Origin of the sequence: Ilyomonas limi, from assembly GCF_005233845.1 — a bacterium.
Lineage (GTDB): Bacteria > Bacteroidota > Bacteroidia > Chitinophagales > Chitinophagaceae > Ilyomonas > Ilyomonas limi.
This window is the reverse complement of the sequence record NZ_SZQL01000028.1, coordinates 19,121-36,880: the sequence shown is the minus strand read 5'-3', so window position 1 is coordinate 36,880 and position 17,760 is coordinate 19,121. Positions and strand designations below refer to the sequence as shown.

The 17,760-nt window shown below is 41.6% G+C and carries 11 protein-coding genes; 1 reads left to right on the top strand and 10 read right to left on the bottom strand.

Translation table 11 applies throughout. The features are described 5' to 3' along the window. Positions 1-422 precede the first annotated feature (422 nt). The gene (lon, locus tag FC093_RS21850) at positions 423-2,828 is read left to right on the top strand and encodes an endopeptidase La (protein ID WP_137263946.1); all 2,406 of its coding nucleotides are present in this window, start codon (positions 423-425) and stop codon (positions 2,826-2,828) included. 180 nt (positions 2,829-3,008) lie between these two features. Here the strand turns inward: lon and FC093_RS21845 are convergent, their stop codons facing one another. From FC093_RS21845 to FC093_RS21800, 10 genes are all read right to left on the bottom strand, one after another. Then, the gene (locus FC093_RS21845; protein ID WP_137263945.1) at positions 3,009-3,725 is read right to left on the bottom strand and encodes an NUDIX hydrolase; all 717 of its coding nucleotides are present in this window, start codon (positions 3,723-3,725) and stop codon (positions 3,009-3,011) included. A 185-nt stretch (positions 3,726-3,910) separates the two neighbouring features. Continuing rightward, complete coding sequence (locus FC093_RS21840; RefSeq protein ID WP_137263944.1) at positions 3,911-5,608, bottom strand: sodium:solute symporter family transporter; 1,698 nt, start codon at positions 5,606-5,608, stop codon at positions 3,911-3,913. 380 nt (positions 5,609-5,988) lie between these two features. Beyond that, positions 5,989-7,488, bottom strand: coding sequence for an L-arabinose isomerase (gene araA, locus FC093_RS21835; protein WP_137263943.1), 1,500 nt, complete (start codon positions 7,486-7,488; stop codon positions 5,989-5,991). A gap of 11 nt (positions 7,489-7,499) precedes the next feature. After that, positions 7,500-8,879, bottom strand: a complete 1,380-nt coding sequence (locus tag FC093_RS21830; RefSeq protein WP_206106656.1) for a glycoside hydrolase family 27 protein — start codon at positions 8,877-8,879, stop codon at positions 7,500-7,502. Positions 8,880-8,947: 68 nt separating this feature from the next. Further along, entirely contained in the window at positions 8,948-9,649 is a 702-nt protein-coding gene (locus FC093_RS21825) for an L-ribulose-5-phosphate 4-epimerase (RefSeq protein ID WP_137263942.1), read from the bottom strand. 106 nt (positions 9,650-9,755) lie between these two features. Next, positions 9,756-11,429, bottom strand: a complete 1,674-nt coding sequence (locus FC093_RS21820; RefSeq protein ID WP_137263941.1) for a ribulokinase — start codon at positions 11,427-11,429, stop codon at positions 9,756-9,758. Between the two features lie 334 nt (positions 11,430-11,763). Further along, positions 11,764-12,765: an arabinan endo-1,5-alpha-L-arabinosidase gene (locus tag FC093_RS21815; RefSeq protein WP_137263940.1), complete on the bottom strand. Its 1,002-nt coding sequence runs from the start codon at positions 12,763-12,765 to the stop codon at positions 11,764-11,766. Positions 12,766-12,928: 163 nt separating this feature from the next. After that, complete coding sequence (locus FC093_RS21810) at positions 12,929-14,920, bottom strand: alpha-L-arabinofuranosidase C-terminal domain-containing protein (protein WP_137263939.1); 1,992 nt, start codon at positions 14,918-14,920, stop codon at positions 12,929-12,931. Between the two features lie 115 nt (positions 14,921-15,035). Next, positions 15,036-16,001, bottom strand: coding sequence for a glycoside hydrolase family 43 protein (locus FC093_RS21805; RefSeq protein WP_206106655.1), 966 nt, complete (start codon positions 15,999-16,001; stop codon positions 15,036-15,038). A gap of 210 nt (positions 16,002-16,211) precedes the next feature. Beyond that, complete coding sequence (locus FC093_RS21800; RefSeq protein WP_137263937.1) at positions 16,212-17,747, bottom strand: alpha-N-arabinofuranosidase; 1,536 nt, start codon at positions 17,745-17,747, stop codon at positions 16,212-16,214. Positions 17,748-17,760: the final 13 nt, after the last annotated feature.

The window sequence follows — 17,760 nt, the reverse complement described above, 5'->3', positions numbered from 1 at the left end:
GGACATACATAATGATACAATAAAACTGATACATTATGACTCTTATGGATATATTCACTCACTACATAAAGATAATACCAAAGGCGAAGCAGAGCTTCGCGGAACTAACCCCAAGAGATTAGAGCAAATAGTAAACTCTAAGGAAGCAGCAGCTTTGTGCAAAATATGCACATAAAAATTAATAAAACCTAATTTTGATGATCCGCTTAAAAGCAATTCAGCCGGAGCATGCGGGTAACAAAATTACTGACTAATCTTAGTTTGCTACCTACTTTTATACACAAACATTCAATCGCAATCAGACAATTTGTACAATTAGTTTAACTTGCCCTCCTTTGGCATTTGAATTGACCAGATAGGGTTTTCAAAATGAATTAGTCATCTACTACCATTGAATGACATTTTGACCTTAGTACAATAATATGAACAAACATACCATGTTTTTAAGCCCGGACGAAGACTCAGAGTTTTTACCCATTATCCCTATTAACGAAAATGACATAGACCAGGATAAAGACCTGAATATACCTGATGTATTGCCCTTGCTGCCCTTGAGAAATACCGTTTTATTTCCTGGAGTGGTATTGCCTATAACGGTTGGTAGAGACAAGAGTATTAAGGCAGTGCAGGATGCCTATAAAACCGATAAGTTGATTGGTGTGCTTGCGCAACGAGATCCGAATGTAGAAGACCCCCAGGCTGGCGATTTATGCGCAACCGGTACGGTAGCAAAAATTGTAAAGCTCATCAAAATGCCCGATGGTGGCACAACGGTTATTATCCAGGGCAAGCGGCGCTTTTTAATAAATGATGTAATAGCCGATGAACCTTATTTTAAAGCGGCTATACAATTGTTGCAGGAAGACGAAATACCGGAGGAACAGGATTTTGAAGCGTACACCAGCACTATAAAAGACTTAGCATCGAATATTATACAGCTATCACCCAATATGCCCACAGAGGCTTCTATTATTTTACGCAATATAGAAAGCCCTTCTTTCCTTATCAATTTTGTAAGCAGTAACCTCAACAGTGATTTGCCGGAAAAACAAAACCTTCTGGAAATTACTACCGTAAAAGAACGTGCAGAAAAGCTGATTGAATTGCTGCAACGCGAGTTGCAATTTGCTGAACTGAAAAATAAGGTAACTACCAAAACCCGTACAGAAATAGATAAGCAACAGCGCGAGTACTTTTTGCAGCAGCAAATAAAAAGCATTAAAGAAGAACTGGGTGGCGAAAGTAATGACCGCGAAATAGCGGACATGAAGAAGAAAGGCGAAGCCAAGAATTGGCCCGAAGCTGCGAAGCAATTATTTAAAAACAATATTGCCAAGCTCGAGCGCATGCACCCAAGTACACCGGATTACTCCATTGTGTATAATCACCTGGACCTGATGCTGGATTTGCCCTGGAATGAATACACCACCGACAACTATAATTTGAAACGTGCCAAAGCAGTATTGGATGAAGACCATTATGGCATGACTAAAATAAAAGAGCGCATACTGGAGTACCTTGCTGTATTGAAATTGAAGGGTGATATGAAAAGCCCGATATTGTGTTTTGTGGGCCCTCCGGGAATTGGTAAAACATCGCTGGGACGCAGTATTGCACATGCTATAGGCAGAAAATATGTACGCCTGAGCCTGGGCGGATTGCATGATGAAAGCGAAATACGCGGACACCGCAAAACGTACATTGGCGCCATGCCCGGACGTATTTTGCAAAATCTCCGCAAAGTAAAATCTTCCAACCCGGTGATGATACTGGACGAAATAGATAAGATTGGTAACGATTTTCGTGGAGACCCTTCTTCGGCTTTGCTGGAAGTATTAGACCCCGAACAGAATCATACGTTCTACGATAATTACCTGGAGCTGGAATACGATTTAAGCAAGGTCTTATTTATTGCTACGGCAAATAATCTGCAAAATATTCAGCCTGCTTTGCGCGACCGTTTAGAGATAATTGATCTGGGCGGTTATGCCATAGAAGAGAAAACAGAAATCGCAAAACGGCATCTTTTGCCTAAGCAAAAAGAAGCGCACGGACTGGACAAAGCAAACATTCGCATAAGTGATAAAGTACTGGAAAAAATAATTGAAAATTATACGCGCGAAAGCGGCGTGCGTGAGCTGGACCGGCAACTGGCTAAGATAATGCGTAATCAGGCAAAAGAATACGCCACCACCGGCACCGTAAAAGGCGCCCTGAATGCACATGATATAGAAGAAATACTGGGTACACAGCGTTATAACAATGAAATATATAAAACGGCCAATATGCCCGGCGTTGCCGTTGGACTTGCATGGACATACGTGGGCGGTGATATTTTGTTTATAGAAACGGCACTGAGTGATGGTGGCAAAGGTGAGCTAAAGCTAACCGGCAACCTGGGCAATGTAATGAAGGAAAGTGCCACTACTGCCCTGAGTTATTTGCAATCGAATGCAAAAAAATACAATATAGAGCCAGAGACGTTTAATAAAAAGAATATCCACATTCATATACCCGAAGGCGCCACGCCAAAGGATGGCCCAAGTGCAGGCATCACCATGCTAACTTCACTTGCATCGGCATTTACGGGGCGCAAAGTGAAGTCTTATTTAGCCATGACCGGCGAAATTACCCTGCGTGGACAAGTGCTGCCAGTTGGAGGAATAAAGGAAAAAGTGCTGGCTGCCAAAAGAGCTGGCATCAGAGAGATAATCATGTGCTATCTCAACGAGAAAGACGTAAATGAAATTGATGCAGAATTTATAAAAGGTGTGCATTTTCATTATGTAAAAACAATGCAGCATGTGTTAGAAATAGCCCTTACGTAAATAGAAATTTAAGAACAATAAAAAGCCGCTGGTAAAAAAACAGCGGCTTACGTTTTTTATAGAGGGAGTTGTGATACTATGTTTTACGCCAACAGTATTTTTAATCTTCTAAAAAGGTAGTCTTTCAATCAGCAGTAATATCAGCCCAAAATTATTAAACGCCCTTATCAGAATAAACACTTATATCAGCTTCATGCCTTCCTTATCCAACTGCCTGTATTTTTTTTCATCAAATACATAATAAAAGGAACCTTTTTTAGAGGACTCCTTTTCCTTTTCATCCAGTTTATTCAATATACCAATATCCAGGATTTTGCGGGTAAAATTGCGCTTGTCTATTGTTGTTTCATAAATAGCTTCGTACAGGCTCTGGAGCTGACGCAGGGTAAATTTATAAGGCAACAACGCAAAGCCAATTGGGTGATTAGCCACCTTTTGCTGTAACCGCTCTTTTGCCAGCGTCACCATCTTTTTATGGTCGAAAATGAGGTTAGGAACTTTTTTAAGATCAAACCATTTGGCATTGTGCTCTTTCATTAGTTCATCGCCATAATCGGTGATATTGATCAATGCAAAATAAGCAATAGAAACAACCCTGCCACCTGGATCGCGATCCACTTCGCCAAAGCAGCTTAGTTGCTCCATGTAAATATTACTCAAGCCGGTAAGTTGGTTCAGGATGCGCTGTGCCGCTTCTTCCACGCCTTCTTCATGTTTTACAAAGCCGCCCATCAACGACCATTTGCCCAAGCCCGGTTCAAAAGCTCTTTTAATAAAGAGTGCTTTTAGTTGTTCCCCATCAAACCCAAAAATGATACAATCCACTGCAAGCAGAAATTTGTCGTATTGCTTGTATTCTGCAATGCTTTTTTTGGGTGTAACTATTTCCGCTTTCATAACTATACTATTACTCTGCTAAAGAATGATGAATGTATAAAGGCCTTTTATTCATATCTCATCGTTCATTAAAATATGATCTAAAGTATTATTTAATACAACTGCTGTTTTTACAAATAAAACAGCAGTTGTGCACTGTACTAAAATAAATAAGAAAACTGCTTTACAATTATACCTTCAGTCATTTACCAAAACTTAACATACAGCGCCGAAATAACCAATAGCGTTATTACAATCATGGCGATGATATTGGGCTGCAACTTAAACATGGTTTTGTCCAATACAAAAGATTTTGGATTAATACGCGGTCCAGCCAGACTGATAACGACCATTGCTAAAACAGTAAAACCAAATGCCAGCCCCATACAAATGTGAAATGGAATTTCATACGCACCGGTAGGGTTTTTGTAAGCAGTGTATAAAATCGTTTCTGGTCCAAACCATTCAGGTGCATACACATTAAACAATACAGAAAGTAAAAAGCCGAGAATTACGCCCACAACTGCCGCCGGACCCGTTGTTCTTTTCCAAAACATACCTAACAAAAACATAGCAAGGATACCAGGGCTGATAAAGCCGGTATATTTTTGAATAAAGGTGAAACCACCCTCGCCGCCAATACCCATTGCATCTTTCCAGGTAAGAAAAATAGACACAATCATAGCAGCCAGAATGGTGAGGCGCCCCGTCCATACCATCTGTTTTTCGGTAGCTTCTTTCTTTATATATTTCTTATAAATATCCAGTGTAAAAATAGTAGAGATACTGTTGGCTTTACCTGCCAGCGAAGCCACAATAGCAGCCGTAAGTGCAGCAAGTGATAAGCCAATCAATCCGTGTGGCAGGTAACCAAGTACAGCAGAATAAGCATTGTCTGCATTAAACTTGCCACCGGCAGACATTTCTGCCTGCAACGCACCATTTTTGTGCAGCACATAAGCTGCTATCCCAGGCAGCATTACAATTACAGGCATAAGCAGCTTAAGTAAACCGGCAAACAAAATACCGGTACGCGCCGTTTTTAAATTAGCGCCTAATGCACGCTGCGTAATATATTGGTTGCAACCCCAGTAATTAAGGTTTACAATCCATATACCTGCCAGGTACGATAAAATTCCTGGTATGGTTAAATAATTAACTATATCCTGCTGCGAAGAGTTGGCTGTTGGTTTATCAAATATCATGTGAAAATGGTCGGGCGCGTCTTCCAGCATTTTATTAAAACCGGCAATTGCGCTGCTGCCCAATCCAAACTTTTCGCTCACTAGTGTAAGCGAAATATAAGTAGTAGCCAGGCCTCCGATAATTAATACCAATACTTGTATCACATCGGTAAAGCCAATTACTTTCATACCGCCGAGTGTAATTACAACGGCAAATATGGAAAGCAATATCACTACTGTATGCAAATATTGCCCTCCAAGAATATTATTGATGGCTACTGCGCCGAGGTAAAGGATAGACGTTAAGTTGACAAACACATATAAAAACAACCAGAAGATAGACATGATTAAACTTACCGACTTGTTGTACCGCGTTTCCAAAAATTGCGGCATGGTAAAAATCTTATTCTTCAGGTACACCGGTATAAACCACACTGCCACGATAATGAGTGCTATGGCAGCAATCCATTCGTAAGCAGCTACCGCAATACCAATGGTAAAACCATTACCACTCATACCAATAAACTGCTCTGCCGAAATGTTAGAGGCAATCAATGAAGCGCCTATAGCCCACCATGTAAGTGAGCCTTCTGCCAAAAAGAAGTCGTGTGTGTCCATAACGGCCTTCTTCTTTTTGCGATAGATATAATAACCATAGCCCGCAACGATGAGGAAGTAAACAACGAAGATGATTTTATCTTCCAGGTGAAGTTTGTCCATAACAAGTCAATCTGTTTATAAAAATTGGTTTGGTCCCGGTTTTAAGTACTTTCTCATTTGCTATGCAAAATAGAAAGGGTTAGCATAATTATGTGTGAGCTACAGTATATCTATGTACTATTGTTGTATTGCATATCTCAAATTTCTGTTCCTTTTTTACAAAACTTCCAGCCATTTGGTCTTATCTCATAAATGCAATCGTTTACGCAGTTTATAATTTATCAGCCAAAATAAACTAATTCAAACTTAACTTTTACAATTACCTAAAAGTTTTTTACAACTATTCTTTAAAAGACCTTTTTGTGAGTGGTAAATAATGAATTGTAAGTAGTAGCCCGAAGTATAAATATTCACAATTGACCACTCACTATTCACAAATTTTATTTATTCAATTGATAATACACTTCACTCCAGCGCAATTCATTCTTAAACTGGTAGAGGTTGGTGTTTTTACCTATCAGCACACATTCTATTTTAGCCATATCCGAAAAGTCTTCCAAATGCTCGGCAGTAAGGTTCTGACTATAGCAGGTATGATGTGCACCACCGGCTAAGATCCATGCTGCGCAGCCGGTTTGCATATCCGGATAAGGTTTCCATAATACGCGGGCAACTGGTAGCTTCGGTAAATCATGTTGTGGTTCCTGAGCTTCCACCTCGTTTACCAGTAGTCTAAAACGGTTGCCCATATCTATTACCGAAGCGTTTAATGCAGGTCCACCGGCTACATTAAATACCAAACGCACAGGGTCTTCTTTACCGCCAATACCCAGTGGATGAATTTCAGCAGCAGGCTTATCGTTTGCAATGGTTGGGCAGATTTCCAGCATGTGGCTGCCCAACACCATTTCGTTGCCTGGCTCAAAATGATATGTGTAATCTTCCATGAAAGAGTTACCGCCCTGCAAGCCAGAACCCATTACTTTCATTGCACGTACCAAGGCAGAAGTTTTCCAGTCGCCCTCGCCACCAAAGCCATAGCCATCTGCCATCAGCCTTTGTGTAGCAATACCGGGTAATTGCTTCATGCCGTGCAGGTCTTCGAAGGTATCGGTAAAGCCTTTAAAATTACCATCTTTCAAAAAGTGACGCATGCCTAATTCTATTCTTGCTGCGTCGCGCAATGATTCGTGCTTTTCGCCACCTTTTTGCAGGCTTTGTACCAATTTATATTGGTCGGCGTATTCCTGGCAAAGCCTGTCCACATCCGCATCACTCATCTCACCAATTACTTTCACCAGATCGCCAATACCATACGTGTTTACCGAAAAGCCAAACTGCAATTCGGCTTCTACTTTATCACCTTCGGTTACAGCTACAAAGCGCATATTGTCTCCAAAACGGGCAAATTTTGCACCTTGCCAATCAGCCCAGCCGGCAGCAGCGCGCATCCATGCAGCAATGCCTTTTAACACCTTTTCATCCTGCCAATGCCCTACCACTACTTTACGACGCAAGCGCATACGGCTCATGGCAAAACCAAATTCGCGGTCACCATGTGCACTCTGGTTCAGGTTCATAAAATCCATGTCAATCTCGCTCCAGGGAATATCGCGGTTGAATTGTGTATGCAAATGCAGTACAGGCTTGTGTAAAATTTTTAAGCCGGTCAACCACATTTTTGCGGGAGAAAAAGTGTGCATCCAGGTAATAATACCAATACAAGCCTTTGCGGCATTGGCTTCAGCACAGATGGCATAAATTTCTTCGGTGCTTTTCACCGTTGGTTTATATACCACTGCCACCGGAATGTTGGCAGCCTCATTAATGCTTTTAGCTATTACCTGTGAATGCTCGGCCACCTGGCGCAATGTTTCTTCGCCATATAAATGCTGGCTGCCGGTTACAAACCACACTTCCAGATTTTTTAAATTATCCATGCGTATATTTTTTATTGAGGGAGTTTATGTTTGATGCTGATGCGCAACAGCATAGAGCCGTGCGGATTGATGGTTGGTGAATACGTATTGGTAAATGTGCCAACATCTTTATGCTGCCACAAATCCCTTACTATTACTTTTCCTTTCAAGCCTAACGATTGAAAGCTTACCGGCACTTTAAGTGCGCTATCGCTGATGTTGAACAAAGCAACATATATATCTTTACTATTGGGCATTCGCGACATCCATACCGAGCTGCCGTTTTGTTCGTACACTTGTCTTGGATGCAAACCTTCCTGATTAACCTTGATCGCTTCCTGATTGGTTTCTAAGGCCAATTCCAAATCCCTGTTTTCAGGAAGATTGCCACCAATAAATAATGGCGATTTATAAATACACCAGAAGTTCATGTGCGTGTATAGCTCATCGGTAGTAAAACGGCTGTAGCGCTCCGCGCCTACCGGTCCGCGTTTAGATAGTTTGCCTATCTGCATCATATCGCAATCGGGATAATGCCCCTCTTCGCCAACGCTTTCCCATTGTTTGGCATAATGCATCATGGCAAGAATCTCTTTCCAGTTGTCCCAAAAATCATCTGCCATGCGCCACATATTTGCATATTGCTTTACATGCGAAGAATCGGCAACTGGCGTAGCACCGGGTGAAATACTTAATACCATTAGACGGCCACATTGCGCGATAGCTTTACTGTAACCTTCAATTTCGGCTTTATGGTATGGACGAGAAATATCATCCACCTTAATAAAATCCACACCCCATGAAGCATATAAATTTAGAATAGAATTAAGATATTCCTGCGCACCCTTTTTATTCATATCCAAGCCGTACATGTGGTTCATCCATGGGCAGGTGGATGAAGTATCAGCAATCATATCGGCGGTAATCCCGTTTGCACCAAGCACCGGCGTTTTTACCCAAACCGCCTGCCGCGGAATACCACGCATGACATGAATGCCAAACTTCAATCCAAGCGAATGAACATAATCACTTAACGGCTTAAATCCGTTGTTGTTAAATGCAGATGGAAATTTATGAACATGGGGCAACAAGCGTCCGAAAGAATCCATTTCGAGCCAGGGAACATACGAACCATCCTGCAGTCTTAATTGAAAAGGATTACCAATGTTGCTACCTGGCGGATTATCATAAGCCCATAAAAAATCTACTACTATGTATTGCCAGCCATATTGTTTTAGATTTTTTGCCATGTAATCAGCATTCGCTTTTACTTCATCCTCGTGTACTGCCGAGCCAAAGCAGTTGTAGCTGTTCCAGCCCATAGGCGGCGTGACTGCAACACCGTCATTTTGCTGGGCTTGCGCCAGGGATGTATAAATGAAGAAGAAAAAGAGTAAAAGGAATTTATTCACCTGTTTGAGTTTTAGCCACGAAGGCTCAAAGACATAAAGTTTTTTAAACCGATAATAAATTTAGTTAATTATTGCCCATAATAACTATTTGCACCATGCTTACGCTCGTAATGCTTTTTTATTAAAGCATCTTTCAAGCGCAACGCATCTGCTTTAATAGATTCAGTGATATAAGCCATTTGAGCAATTTGCTCTAACACAGCACTGTTATATACCGCTTTTGCGGCTGTTTTTCCCCATGTAAAAGGCGCATGATTACCTACTAAAATCATTTCCACCTCTTCATAGCTCAAGCCCTTGTCAGTAAAACAATTCATGATTTGAAAGCCGGTTTCATATTCGTAATTTCCTCCAATCATTTCGTCGCTCATAGGTGGCGCACAAGGTATATCTACGGTGTTGTGGTCGGCATGGGTAGTGCCGTAAATAGGTATGTCACGAAGTGATTGTGCCCACGCCGTTGCATAGGTAGAATGTGTGTGCACAATGCCATTAATCTTTTCCCAATGCTTGTATAATACTGCATGTGTTTTTGTATCGGATGAAGGACGAAGGATGCCCTCCACTGTATTACCATCAAAGTCAACAATCACCATTTTTTCCGGTGTAAGATCTTCATAAGGCACACCGCTGGGTTTAATGGCAAATACGCCAAGGCTTCTGTCGGCAGCACTAACGTTGCCAAAGGTGAAAAGCACTAAATTCAACTTAGGCAATTGCATATTTGCTTCGTAAGCTTCCTGCTGGATGTGGGAATATTTTTGAGCCAAGATTATATAAAGATTTATAGGATTAACCGGATATTTTGTTTGTTGTAAAGGCTGCTGATTATTAATGGATAAACAAACTTTATTTCAAAATGTAAGCTTACTCCTTTTACAACTGTTCTATGCAACTGCCTAACTGTTTATACTTTTCGTAGCGTGCAGCATAAAGTGGTACCAAATTTTCCTGCGGTTGGTATTCGGCATCAAAACCTTGTCCCATTGCTTGCATAGCATCTTCTACATTAGCATAAAAGCCGGCAGCAGTGGCAGCAAACATTGCTGCACCGGCAGCACAGGTTTGTTCACTTTTATGAATGCAGATAGGCATGTTCATTACATCTGCCATCATCTGCATAATATATGGCGATTTTTTAGCAACACCACCTACACCTATTAATCCATTTACCGGAATACCTTGCTCTCTAAAACGATCCACGATTGCCTTGGCACCAAAGCAGGTGGCTTCGGCTAATGCTTTGAAAATATGTGGTGCTGTGGTGCCCAGATTTAAACCGCTCACAGCACCTGTTAATAACTGATTCGCATCGGGCGTTCTGCGACCGTTAAGCCAGTCAATAGCGAGTTCATCATCCTCACATACAGGCAATGCAGCAGCGGCTTTGGAGAGTTCCGGTATTAGTTTATCATTGATTTCTTTTTGCAATAAAGCAACAGTATCTGTATCTATAATAGCTGAATTGCTAAGGAACGTATTGGTAGCCCAGGCTGCAATGCCTTTGAACCAGGCATACACATCGCCAAAAGCACTCTGGCCAGCTTCCATTCCTATCATGCCGGGGATCACAGAGCCATTTACCTGACCGCAAATGCCCTTTACCAGCGTATCGCCCACTTCATCAATAGGTGCCACCAGCATATCGCAGGTAGAAGTACCCATTACTTTACTTAAATAATACGGTTCAATTTGTCCGCCCACGGCACCCATGTGCGCATCAAAAGCACCTACGCCAATCACTACATTTCCGGGCAAACCGAGACGTTCTGCCCATTCATTGGAGATGGTTCCAACTACCTGATCGGAAGTATAAGTATCGCTAAACAAACGGGAAGTAAAACAGTTTAACAAAGGGTCTAAAGATGCAAAAAATTCATTAGGTGGCAGGCCGCCCCATGCTTCAGACCATAAAGCTTTATGACCGGCAGCGCATACACTGCGCTTCATTTGGTGCACATCAGTTCCGCCGGTTAGTAAAAATGGAATCCAGTCGCAATGCTCTACCCACGAGTAGCAAGCAGCACGCACACTTTCATCTGTACGTAAAGTGCGTAGTAATTTTGCCCAAAACCATTCGGAGGAATAAATGCCGCCGACATATTGAAGGTAATTGACATCAAATTTGGTAGCATGTTCATTTATCTGAGCTGCTTCGGTAGTGGCTGTATGGTCTTTCCACAATACAAACATAGCATGTGGATTATTGGTAAATTCCGGTAATAAGGCCAACGGTGTACCTGTTTTATCTACAGCAACTGGCGTAGAGCCGGTGGTATCTACGGAGATAGCTTTAATATTAGCAGCTATCTCTTTCCCTGCCTTTTGTAAACATTCCTTAATAGTGTGCTCTAATCCTTCTGTATAATCTAAAGGATGCTGGCGAAACTGGTTAACAGAGGCATCACAGAATTTTTGTTCTTTCCATCGGGGGTAATAAAACACAGAAGAGGCCACTTCAAAACCGTCATTCACATTGACGATAATGGAGCGAACGGAATCACTACCGTAGTCAACCCCTATTACGTAAGCATTATCTTTGTTGTTCATAACAGCAAGCTTTTTAGCTTTTGAGGAAGCAAGTTAAAGTTATTTTTTAGAATAAGTGTATTTTTTACAATTATTATTTTTTATAGTTTTTCCAGGTATAAAAAAGTACATAATTATTGGAAATAAAACTAGCCGCTAATATGCCCCTCTACTATTTTGCAATCAGCGGTGAGTTTTTTACGGAATTTATTGATGCGAGTTACTATTAATTTAAATTTAAAAATACAAATTCAAAATCAGCTTTGATTTATTACTACGTGTAAATTCCATACAAAGCCGTGCTGATCTGCTCATAATAGTATCTTCGAATCGGCATTAATTGCGGAATGCCGCACTATATTCCCATTCTTCCCTTCGCAACGAATGGCCAACCATTAAACCAAACCAACTTTTCTATGCGCAGTTTTGATCTGCCATTATCATGTGCGTCATAACCGTGGAAAATAAGGTAATCAGTACCGTTAAAATTAGCTATCGCATTGTGTCCTACCCCATGCCAATCTTTATCGCCTTCCAATACCAGTGAGCCCCCACCCAGATTCATCGGTACACCATCTCTGTCAACATAAGGACCATATACATTTTCGCTTCTGCCTACCATCATTTTATACGTGCTCTTTTCGCCACGACAACAATAATCAAAAGATACAAATAGATAATAGTATTTATCTTTTTTATAAATAAACGGTGCTTCAATAGCTGCATCACCGGCAACACTATCCGGCAATATAAAGTCGCGCCGGCGGCCTGCAACCGAATACCATTCTTCCGGTTGTGCAACGCTCAGTAAATTGCTGTTCAGCTTTACCAGTTTTATACCATTCCAAAACGAGCCAAATGTAAGCCATGGCGTGCCTTTTTCGTCCACAATTAAATTAGGGTCAATAGCATTCCACATATCACGATTGGGTACCGATTGAATGACTTTGCCATGATCTATCCATTTAAAATCTTTCGAAGTAGTATCCAGTGTTTTATTGGTAGCTACGCCAATAGCAGATGTATTTTTGCCAAAAGCTGATACTGCATAATACAAATAATACTCCCCGTTGTGATAGCTGACGTCTGGCGCCCAAATGTGACCTTTAAAGCCCGGAATTGCTTGCGTAGCCCATTCTGGCGCTTTTGCAAACACCGGACTTTGCTGCCGCCAGTGCTTCATGTCGGTGGAAGAAAAGGCGGAAATACCCCAGCCAGTGCAAAAGACATAATAGGTGCTGTCTTGCCGTATAATGACCGGATCGTGCACCATAGGTAATGTATCTAATTTTTGAGGTTGTGCACTAAGGAGATTGATGAATAAAAAAGTAATAAGAAATAGTACAAATGATTTCATAAGTGTCATTAGTTGTATCTGCACCAGTATTAATTCATTGCTGTTTAGAGATTCCACACTACTTGTACAGAAGATTGGAACGAGTAGTGTGGAAGTATAATTATTATTTTATCCGGTTTAATTTCAATTCAGTTTCTCATCAATCTAAGCTATGATCCAAAAACTACAGCATTTTCACCTTCACAATCGTAAAAGAATATGGCTTTAATGTCAGATTGATTTGCTTACCTTTAATAGCAAGAGCATCTTCTTTTGGTGAAACATTCATCGGATTTTCAAAGGAGTTCATTGCGTTCAAATCATCGCTTTGCAGCGTAATTAACTTGCCATTAGCAGCCAGCTTTTTACCATCTACCTGTATTTGTTTCACTTGTGGTTTGTCCTGCGCATTTACCAGTTTTATAATCAACTCATTGGTGTTTTTGTCAATAGCCGCGGTGGCATACAAGCTGTCTTTGCCGGCTATTTCTTCACCATTCTGTAAAATGCTTATACCATTTGTTCCTTTGTGTAAAGCATATAACTTTTGCACCTGATAATCGGTGGTGCCATACGCTTGCAGGTTGTTTACCCAAATCAAATCGGGTGTCCATTGCCAGGCATCAATGTGTGCAAAAAGAGGCGCATAAGAAGCCATATACACCACATCCGCATTACGCTCCAAGCCAGTCATAAATGCGGCTTCGCTTAATGCAGTCAACCAGTTATTTTTGTTATCTACGCTTACTGTTTTATCGCTTTGTGCAGCATACTCGCCGGCAAATACTTTAGAGCCATTGGGGTCGTAGCTATCGTACCGTTTTGCATTCTGAAAAAACCATTCGGGACGGCGGTAATAATGTTCATCAATAATATCTGCCTTCCATTTGCGCAAGCTGTCATTCAGCAGTTGAAAGCGCTCACCATTAGGGTCGGTGCCACTGCTGTTTACAAGCAATATATCGGGGTATTTATCTTTGATCGCTTTGGTAAATATTTTCAGGCGCTCTAAATATTGTGGGCCCCAGTTTTCGTTACCAATACCCATCATCTTAAGGTTGAATGGTGCCGGATGTCCCATCTCTGCGCGTACTTTACCCCATCTGGTGTTAGCATCACCATTGGCAAATTCTATCAAATCCAATGCGTCCTGCACATAAGGATCTATCTGGCTAACAGGCACCAGTTCGGCAGTATTAAACTGGCAGGCCATACCTGCATTTAAGATGGGCAAAGGCGAGGCACCTATGTCTTCTGCCAGTTGAAAATATTCATAAAAACCTAAGCCAAATGTTTGATAATAGTCGGGTGTTAAACGGTGTGCAAACTCGGTATTCCAGCGGTTAATACTTAACTGGCGGTCTTCCACCGGGCCAATGGTTTTCTTCCACTGATAACGCTGCGATAAATCGCGTCCTTCCACAATGCAGCCGCCGGGAAAGCGGATAAAGCCAGGCTTCATATCAGCCAGCAACTGCACCATATCGGCGCGCAAACCACCTTTGCGACCTTTCCAGGTATCCGAAGGAAAAAGAGAAATCATATCTAAGTCAATGACACCATTTCCTTCAAACCACAGGCGCATTTTTGCTTTCATTACAGTAGCATCGGCTGCAAAGCTTGCTTCTGCCCTATGCCAGCCTTCGCTATTATCATTAGGCGTAAGTGAAGTACTGCCTACTATTTTTCCGGTAGAATCTATCAGCTCAACATGCAGTATAACGCCCGTTTTTTGCAAGCTGTATAATACGGAGAAGTTGTAATCCACACCTTTCTTAATACCCATACCACGGAAGCCTTCGTTGGTAATGCTCATGTCGCCTGCACGCTGTGCATCATGTACATTCACGCGCAAAAAACGCGGATTTACGCTATCAGCGGCTTTTCTATTCAACACCAAAAAATCACCTTCTTTTACCTTGCCACCGTTCATCTTCCAGCCCATGAGTGGAGTGTCAAATTCAAACGAACGGTTTTTCACCAGTTCGGCATACAAACCGCCATCCGCCCCCATGTTGATGTCTTCGAAGAAAACACCCCACATGGTTGGCTGAATAGTGGATGTGATTTTAGCAGCATTTACGTTTATTATATTATCATTCTTTTGTGCTGCCGCCGATAACACGATGCCGGTTAATCCTGTTGTTACAATCGTTTTTCTTAATATGCTATTCATTCTATACCTCTTTTGTTGATTGTGGAATGAGCCAGTTGTTTTTATGATAGTTTAATGAAAAGGGTTTAGGATTTTAATCGTTTAATGCGTCTTTATTTATACTTAAATCAAAGTATTATTTTGCTCCGGCAACGCCTTCTGTTGTCATAATCACGCGCTCCATTGTACCATCGGAATTGTAATGCAATCTGTCCACGCATACACTTCTTCTGAAAGAGCCACCAGCAGGATTGATAGCGCCATTGTGATAGATGAAATAATCTTTTCCTTTGAAATTGATGATAGCCTGGTGGTTGGTATTGCTGTTGCCGGCAATTTCATTCAATATGCCTTTATATTTCCAGGGACCATCAATGCTTTTACTCATCGCATATACAATTTTCTCCGGAAAACCGGATGCATACGATAAGTAATACCAACTGTTCTGCTTGTGTATCCACGGTGCTTCGGTAAAATTGGGTACATCCACTATTTTAATATCGCCATCCAGATCAATCATGTTGTCTTTCAATTTCGCATAGTAGCATTTGGTATTGCCCCAAAAAAGATATGCCTGCCCATTATCAATAATAACAGTTGGATCAATATCGTCCCAGGTGATACTGGTAGCGGTGGTCATATCATTGGTAACAAGTGCACTGCCACGTGCATCTTTGAATGGCCCGGTAGGACTATCTGCAACCCCAACTGCAATGGCTTTGCCACGGTGTGTACTATCGTGCTCAACGGCAGCATAGTAGTAATATTTGCCATTTCGTTCAATTACCTGCGAAGCCCATGCCTCGCCTTTTGCCCAAGAAAAATCTTTTACATTTAATGGGGAGCCTCGCTTTGTCCAGTGTATCATATCGGGTGATGAAAAGCAAAGCCATTCATGCATTACATAACCTTCGTGCGGTGGTTTGGCTTCATCATGTCCGGTGTATAAAAACACGGTATCGCCTACTACCAAAGCAGCCGGATCGGCAGTATATACATCGGTGATAATGGGGTTGCCGGCAGGTGGTATCTGCTGGGCATGAATGCTACTGCAGGTGAATAATGTTGTAATAAAAAGGACGAGTAAGGGACGATGAAACACGAGCATTATTTTATGTAATTACAGTATTGAATTTAATTTTACAACTATCTACAGATTCCCCACAAGACAGCCTCTGGTTCGTTCTATGCAGTTCCTCCTTATTAGCGGTTTTGCAGAATAGCGGACTATGTTAATTTTTTATTCCAAAACATAATTGATTACATTTTATTCAACACAGACAGCATTTGAAACCTTGTTAACTTTTCTATACTATTTCAGTTCTAAAACCACTACAGAAAAAGGAGGCATTTTTATACTTAAAGTGTTGCCTTTAAGACTTGCATCGTTGAAGGTTTGCGGTGTTATTTTATCGGGATTATCAAATGAGTTGTAGTCCTGCAATTTGGCCGAAGCTAATATGCGTCCTTTAAGGTTGCTATACTTTGCGCCATCAATATTGATAGTTACATTTTGTGTATTTTTTGAATCAATATTTACCAAAGAAATATGCGTTAAGCCCAATGAATCTTTGGAAGCAGAACAAGATACAGCAGGCAGGCTTTCATTGCCAAAAGTGTAGTTGTTGGTTTGCACATTTACCGGCAACAACTTTGCATCCTGATGCACATTGTACATTTCCATTACGTGATAGGTTGGCGTTAAAATCATCTTTTCTTTATCGGTTAAAATAACCGACTGCAATACATTAATAGCTTGTGCAAGGCAGGCCATTTTTACACGGTCGCTATGATTGTTGAAGATATTAAGCGTAACACCGGCAATCATTGCATCGCGCATTGTATTTTGCTGATAAAGGAATCCAGGATTAGTGCCTGGTTCTACATCGTACCAGCCACCCCATTCATCTACAATTAATGCTACTCTTTTCTGCGGATCGTATTTGTCCATGATAGCACTATGCTGCCGAACCAATGAATCCATCAGCAAAGCCTGCTTCATGATGTGGAAATACTGGTCTTCATTATAGTTTACAGCAGGTCCTTTTTTACTCCATTCTAATACCGAATAATGGTGCAGCGCTACACCGCCCAGCATGTGCAATGGAATATTTTTCATCAATGTTTCTGTCCAGTGATAATCGGCATCACTGGCGCCTGATGCAATGCACATCAGCTTGCCGCTATTATCCCAATCACTCATAAAAGTGGCGTACTTGCGGTATTCATTAGCATAATACTCGGCAGTCATATTGCCACCGCAACCCCAGGCTTCGTTACCTACCCCCCAAAGCCGCACATGCCAGGCAGAATCCTGCCCGTTTTGACGGCGCCAGTTGCTCATTGGACTTACACCATCAAAGTTTACATACTGCACCCAATCGGCAAGTTCCTGCACGGTGCCGCTACCAATGTTGCCTGCGAGGTAAGGCTCGGCACCCAACTCTTTACACATGTTTAAAAAGTTGTGCGTGCCAAAACTGTTATCTTCGGTAACGCCGCCCCACCAGGTATTTACAATGGTTGGGCGCTTGTCTTTTGGGCCCACTCCATCCTTCCAATGATAGGTGTCTGCAAAACAGCCCCCGGGCCAGCGAAGCATGGGAATTTTCAGCTTGCGCAAAGCAGCAATCACATCGTTGCGCACACCATTGGTATTAGCAATTTTGCTGGTATCGCCCACATAAAAACCACCATAAATACTGCGGCCTAAATGCTCGGCAAAATGCCCGTAAATATTCTTGTTGATTGTTTGTTCAACCGTACCAGCGTGCAATGTAATGGTTGTTTGCGCAAAAATGCTTAATGACACAAAAGGCAGTGCAATGAGAAACAACAGTTTTTTCATAAGTCAATCGTTG

Bases quoted from the DNA above. Each gene is read 5' to 3' on its own strand.
- lon (WP_137263946.1), top strand. From the start codon at position 423: ATGAACAAACATACCATGTTTTTAAGCCCGGACGAAGACTCAGAGTTT.
- FC093_RS21845 (WP_137263945.1), bottom strand. From the start codon at position 3,725: ATGAAAGCGGAAATAGTTACACCCAAAAAAAGCATTGCAGAATACAAG.
- FC093_RS21840 (WP_137263944.1), bottom strand. From the start codon at position 5,608: ATGGACAAACTTCACCTGGAAGATAAAATCATCTTCGTTGTTTACTTC.
- araA (WP_137263943.1), bottom strand. From the start codon at position 7,488: ATGGATAATTTAAAAAATCTGGAAGTGTGGTTTGTAACCGGCAGCCAG.
- FC093_RS21820 (WP_137263941.1), bottom strand. From the start codon at position 11,429: ATGAACAACAAAGATAATGCTTACGTAATAGGGGTTGACTACGGTAGT.
- FC093_RS21815 (WP_137263940.1), bottom strand. From the start codon at position 12,765: ATGAAATCATTTGTACTATTTCTTATTACTTTTTTATTCATCAATCTC.
- FC093_RS21810 (WP_137263939.1), bottom strand. From the start codon at position 14,920: ATGAATAGCATATTAAGAAAAACGATTGTAACAACAGGATTAACCGGC.
- FC093_RS21800 (WP_137263937.1), bottom strand. From the start codon at position 17,747: ATGAAAAAACTGTTGTTTCTCATTGCACTGCCTTTTGTGTCATTAAGC.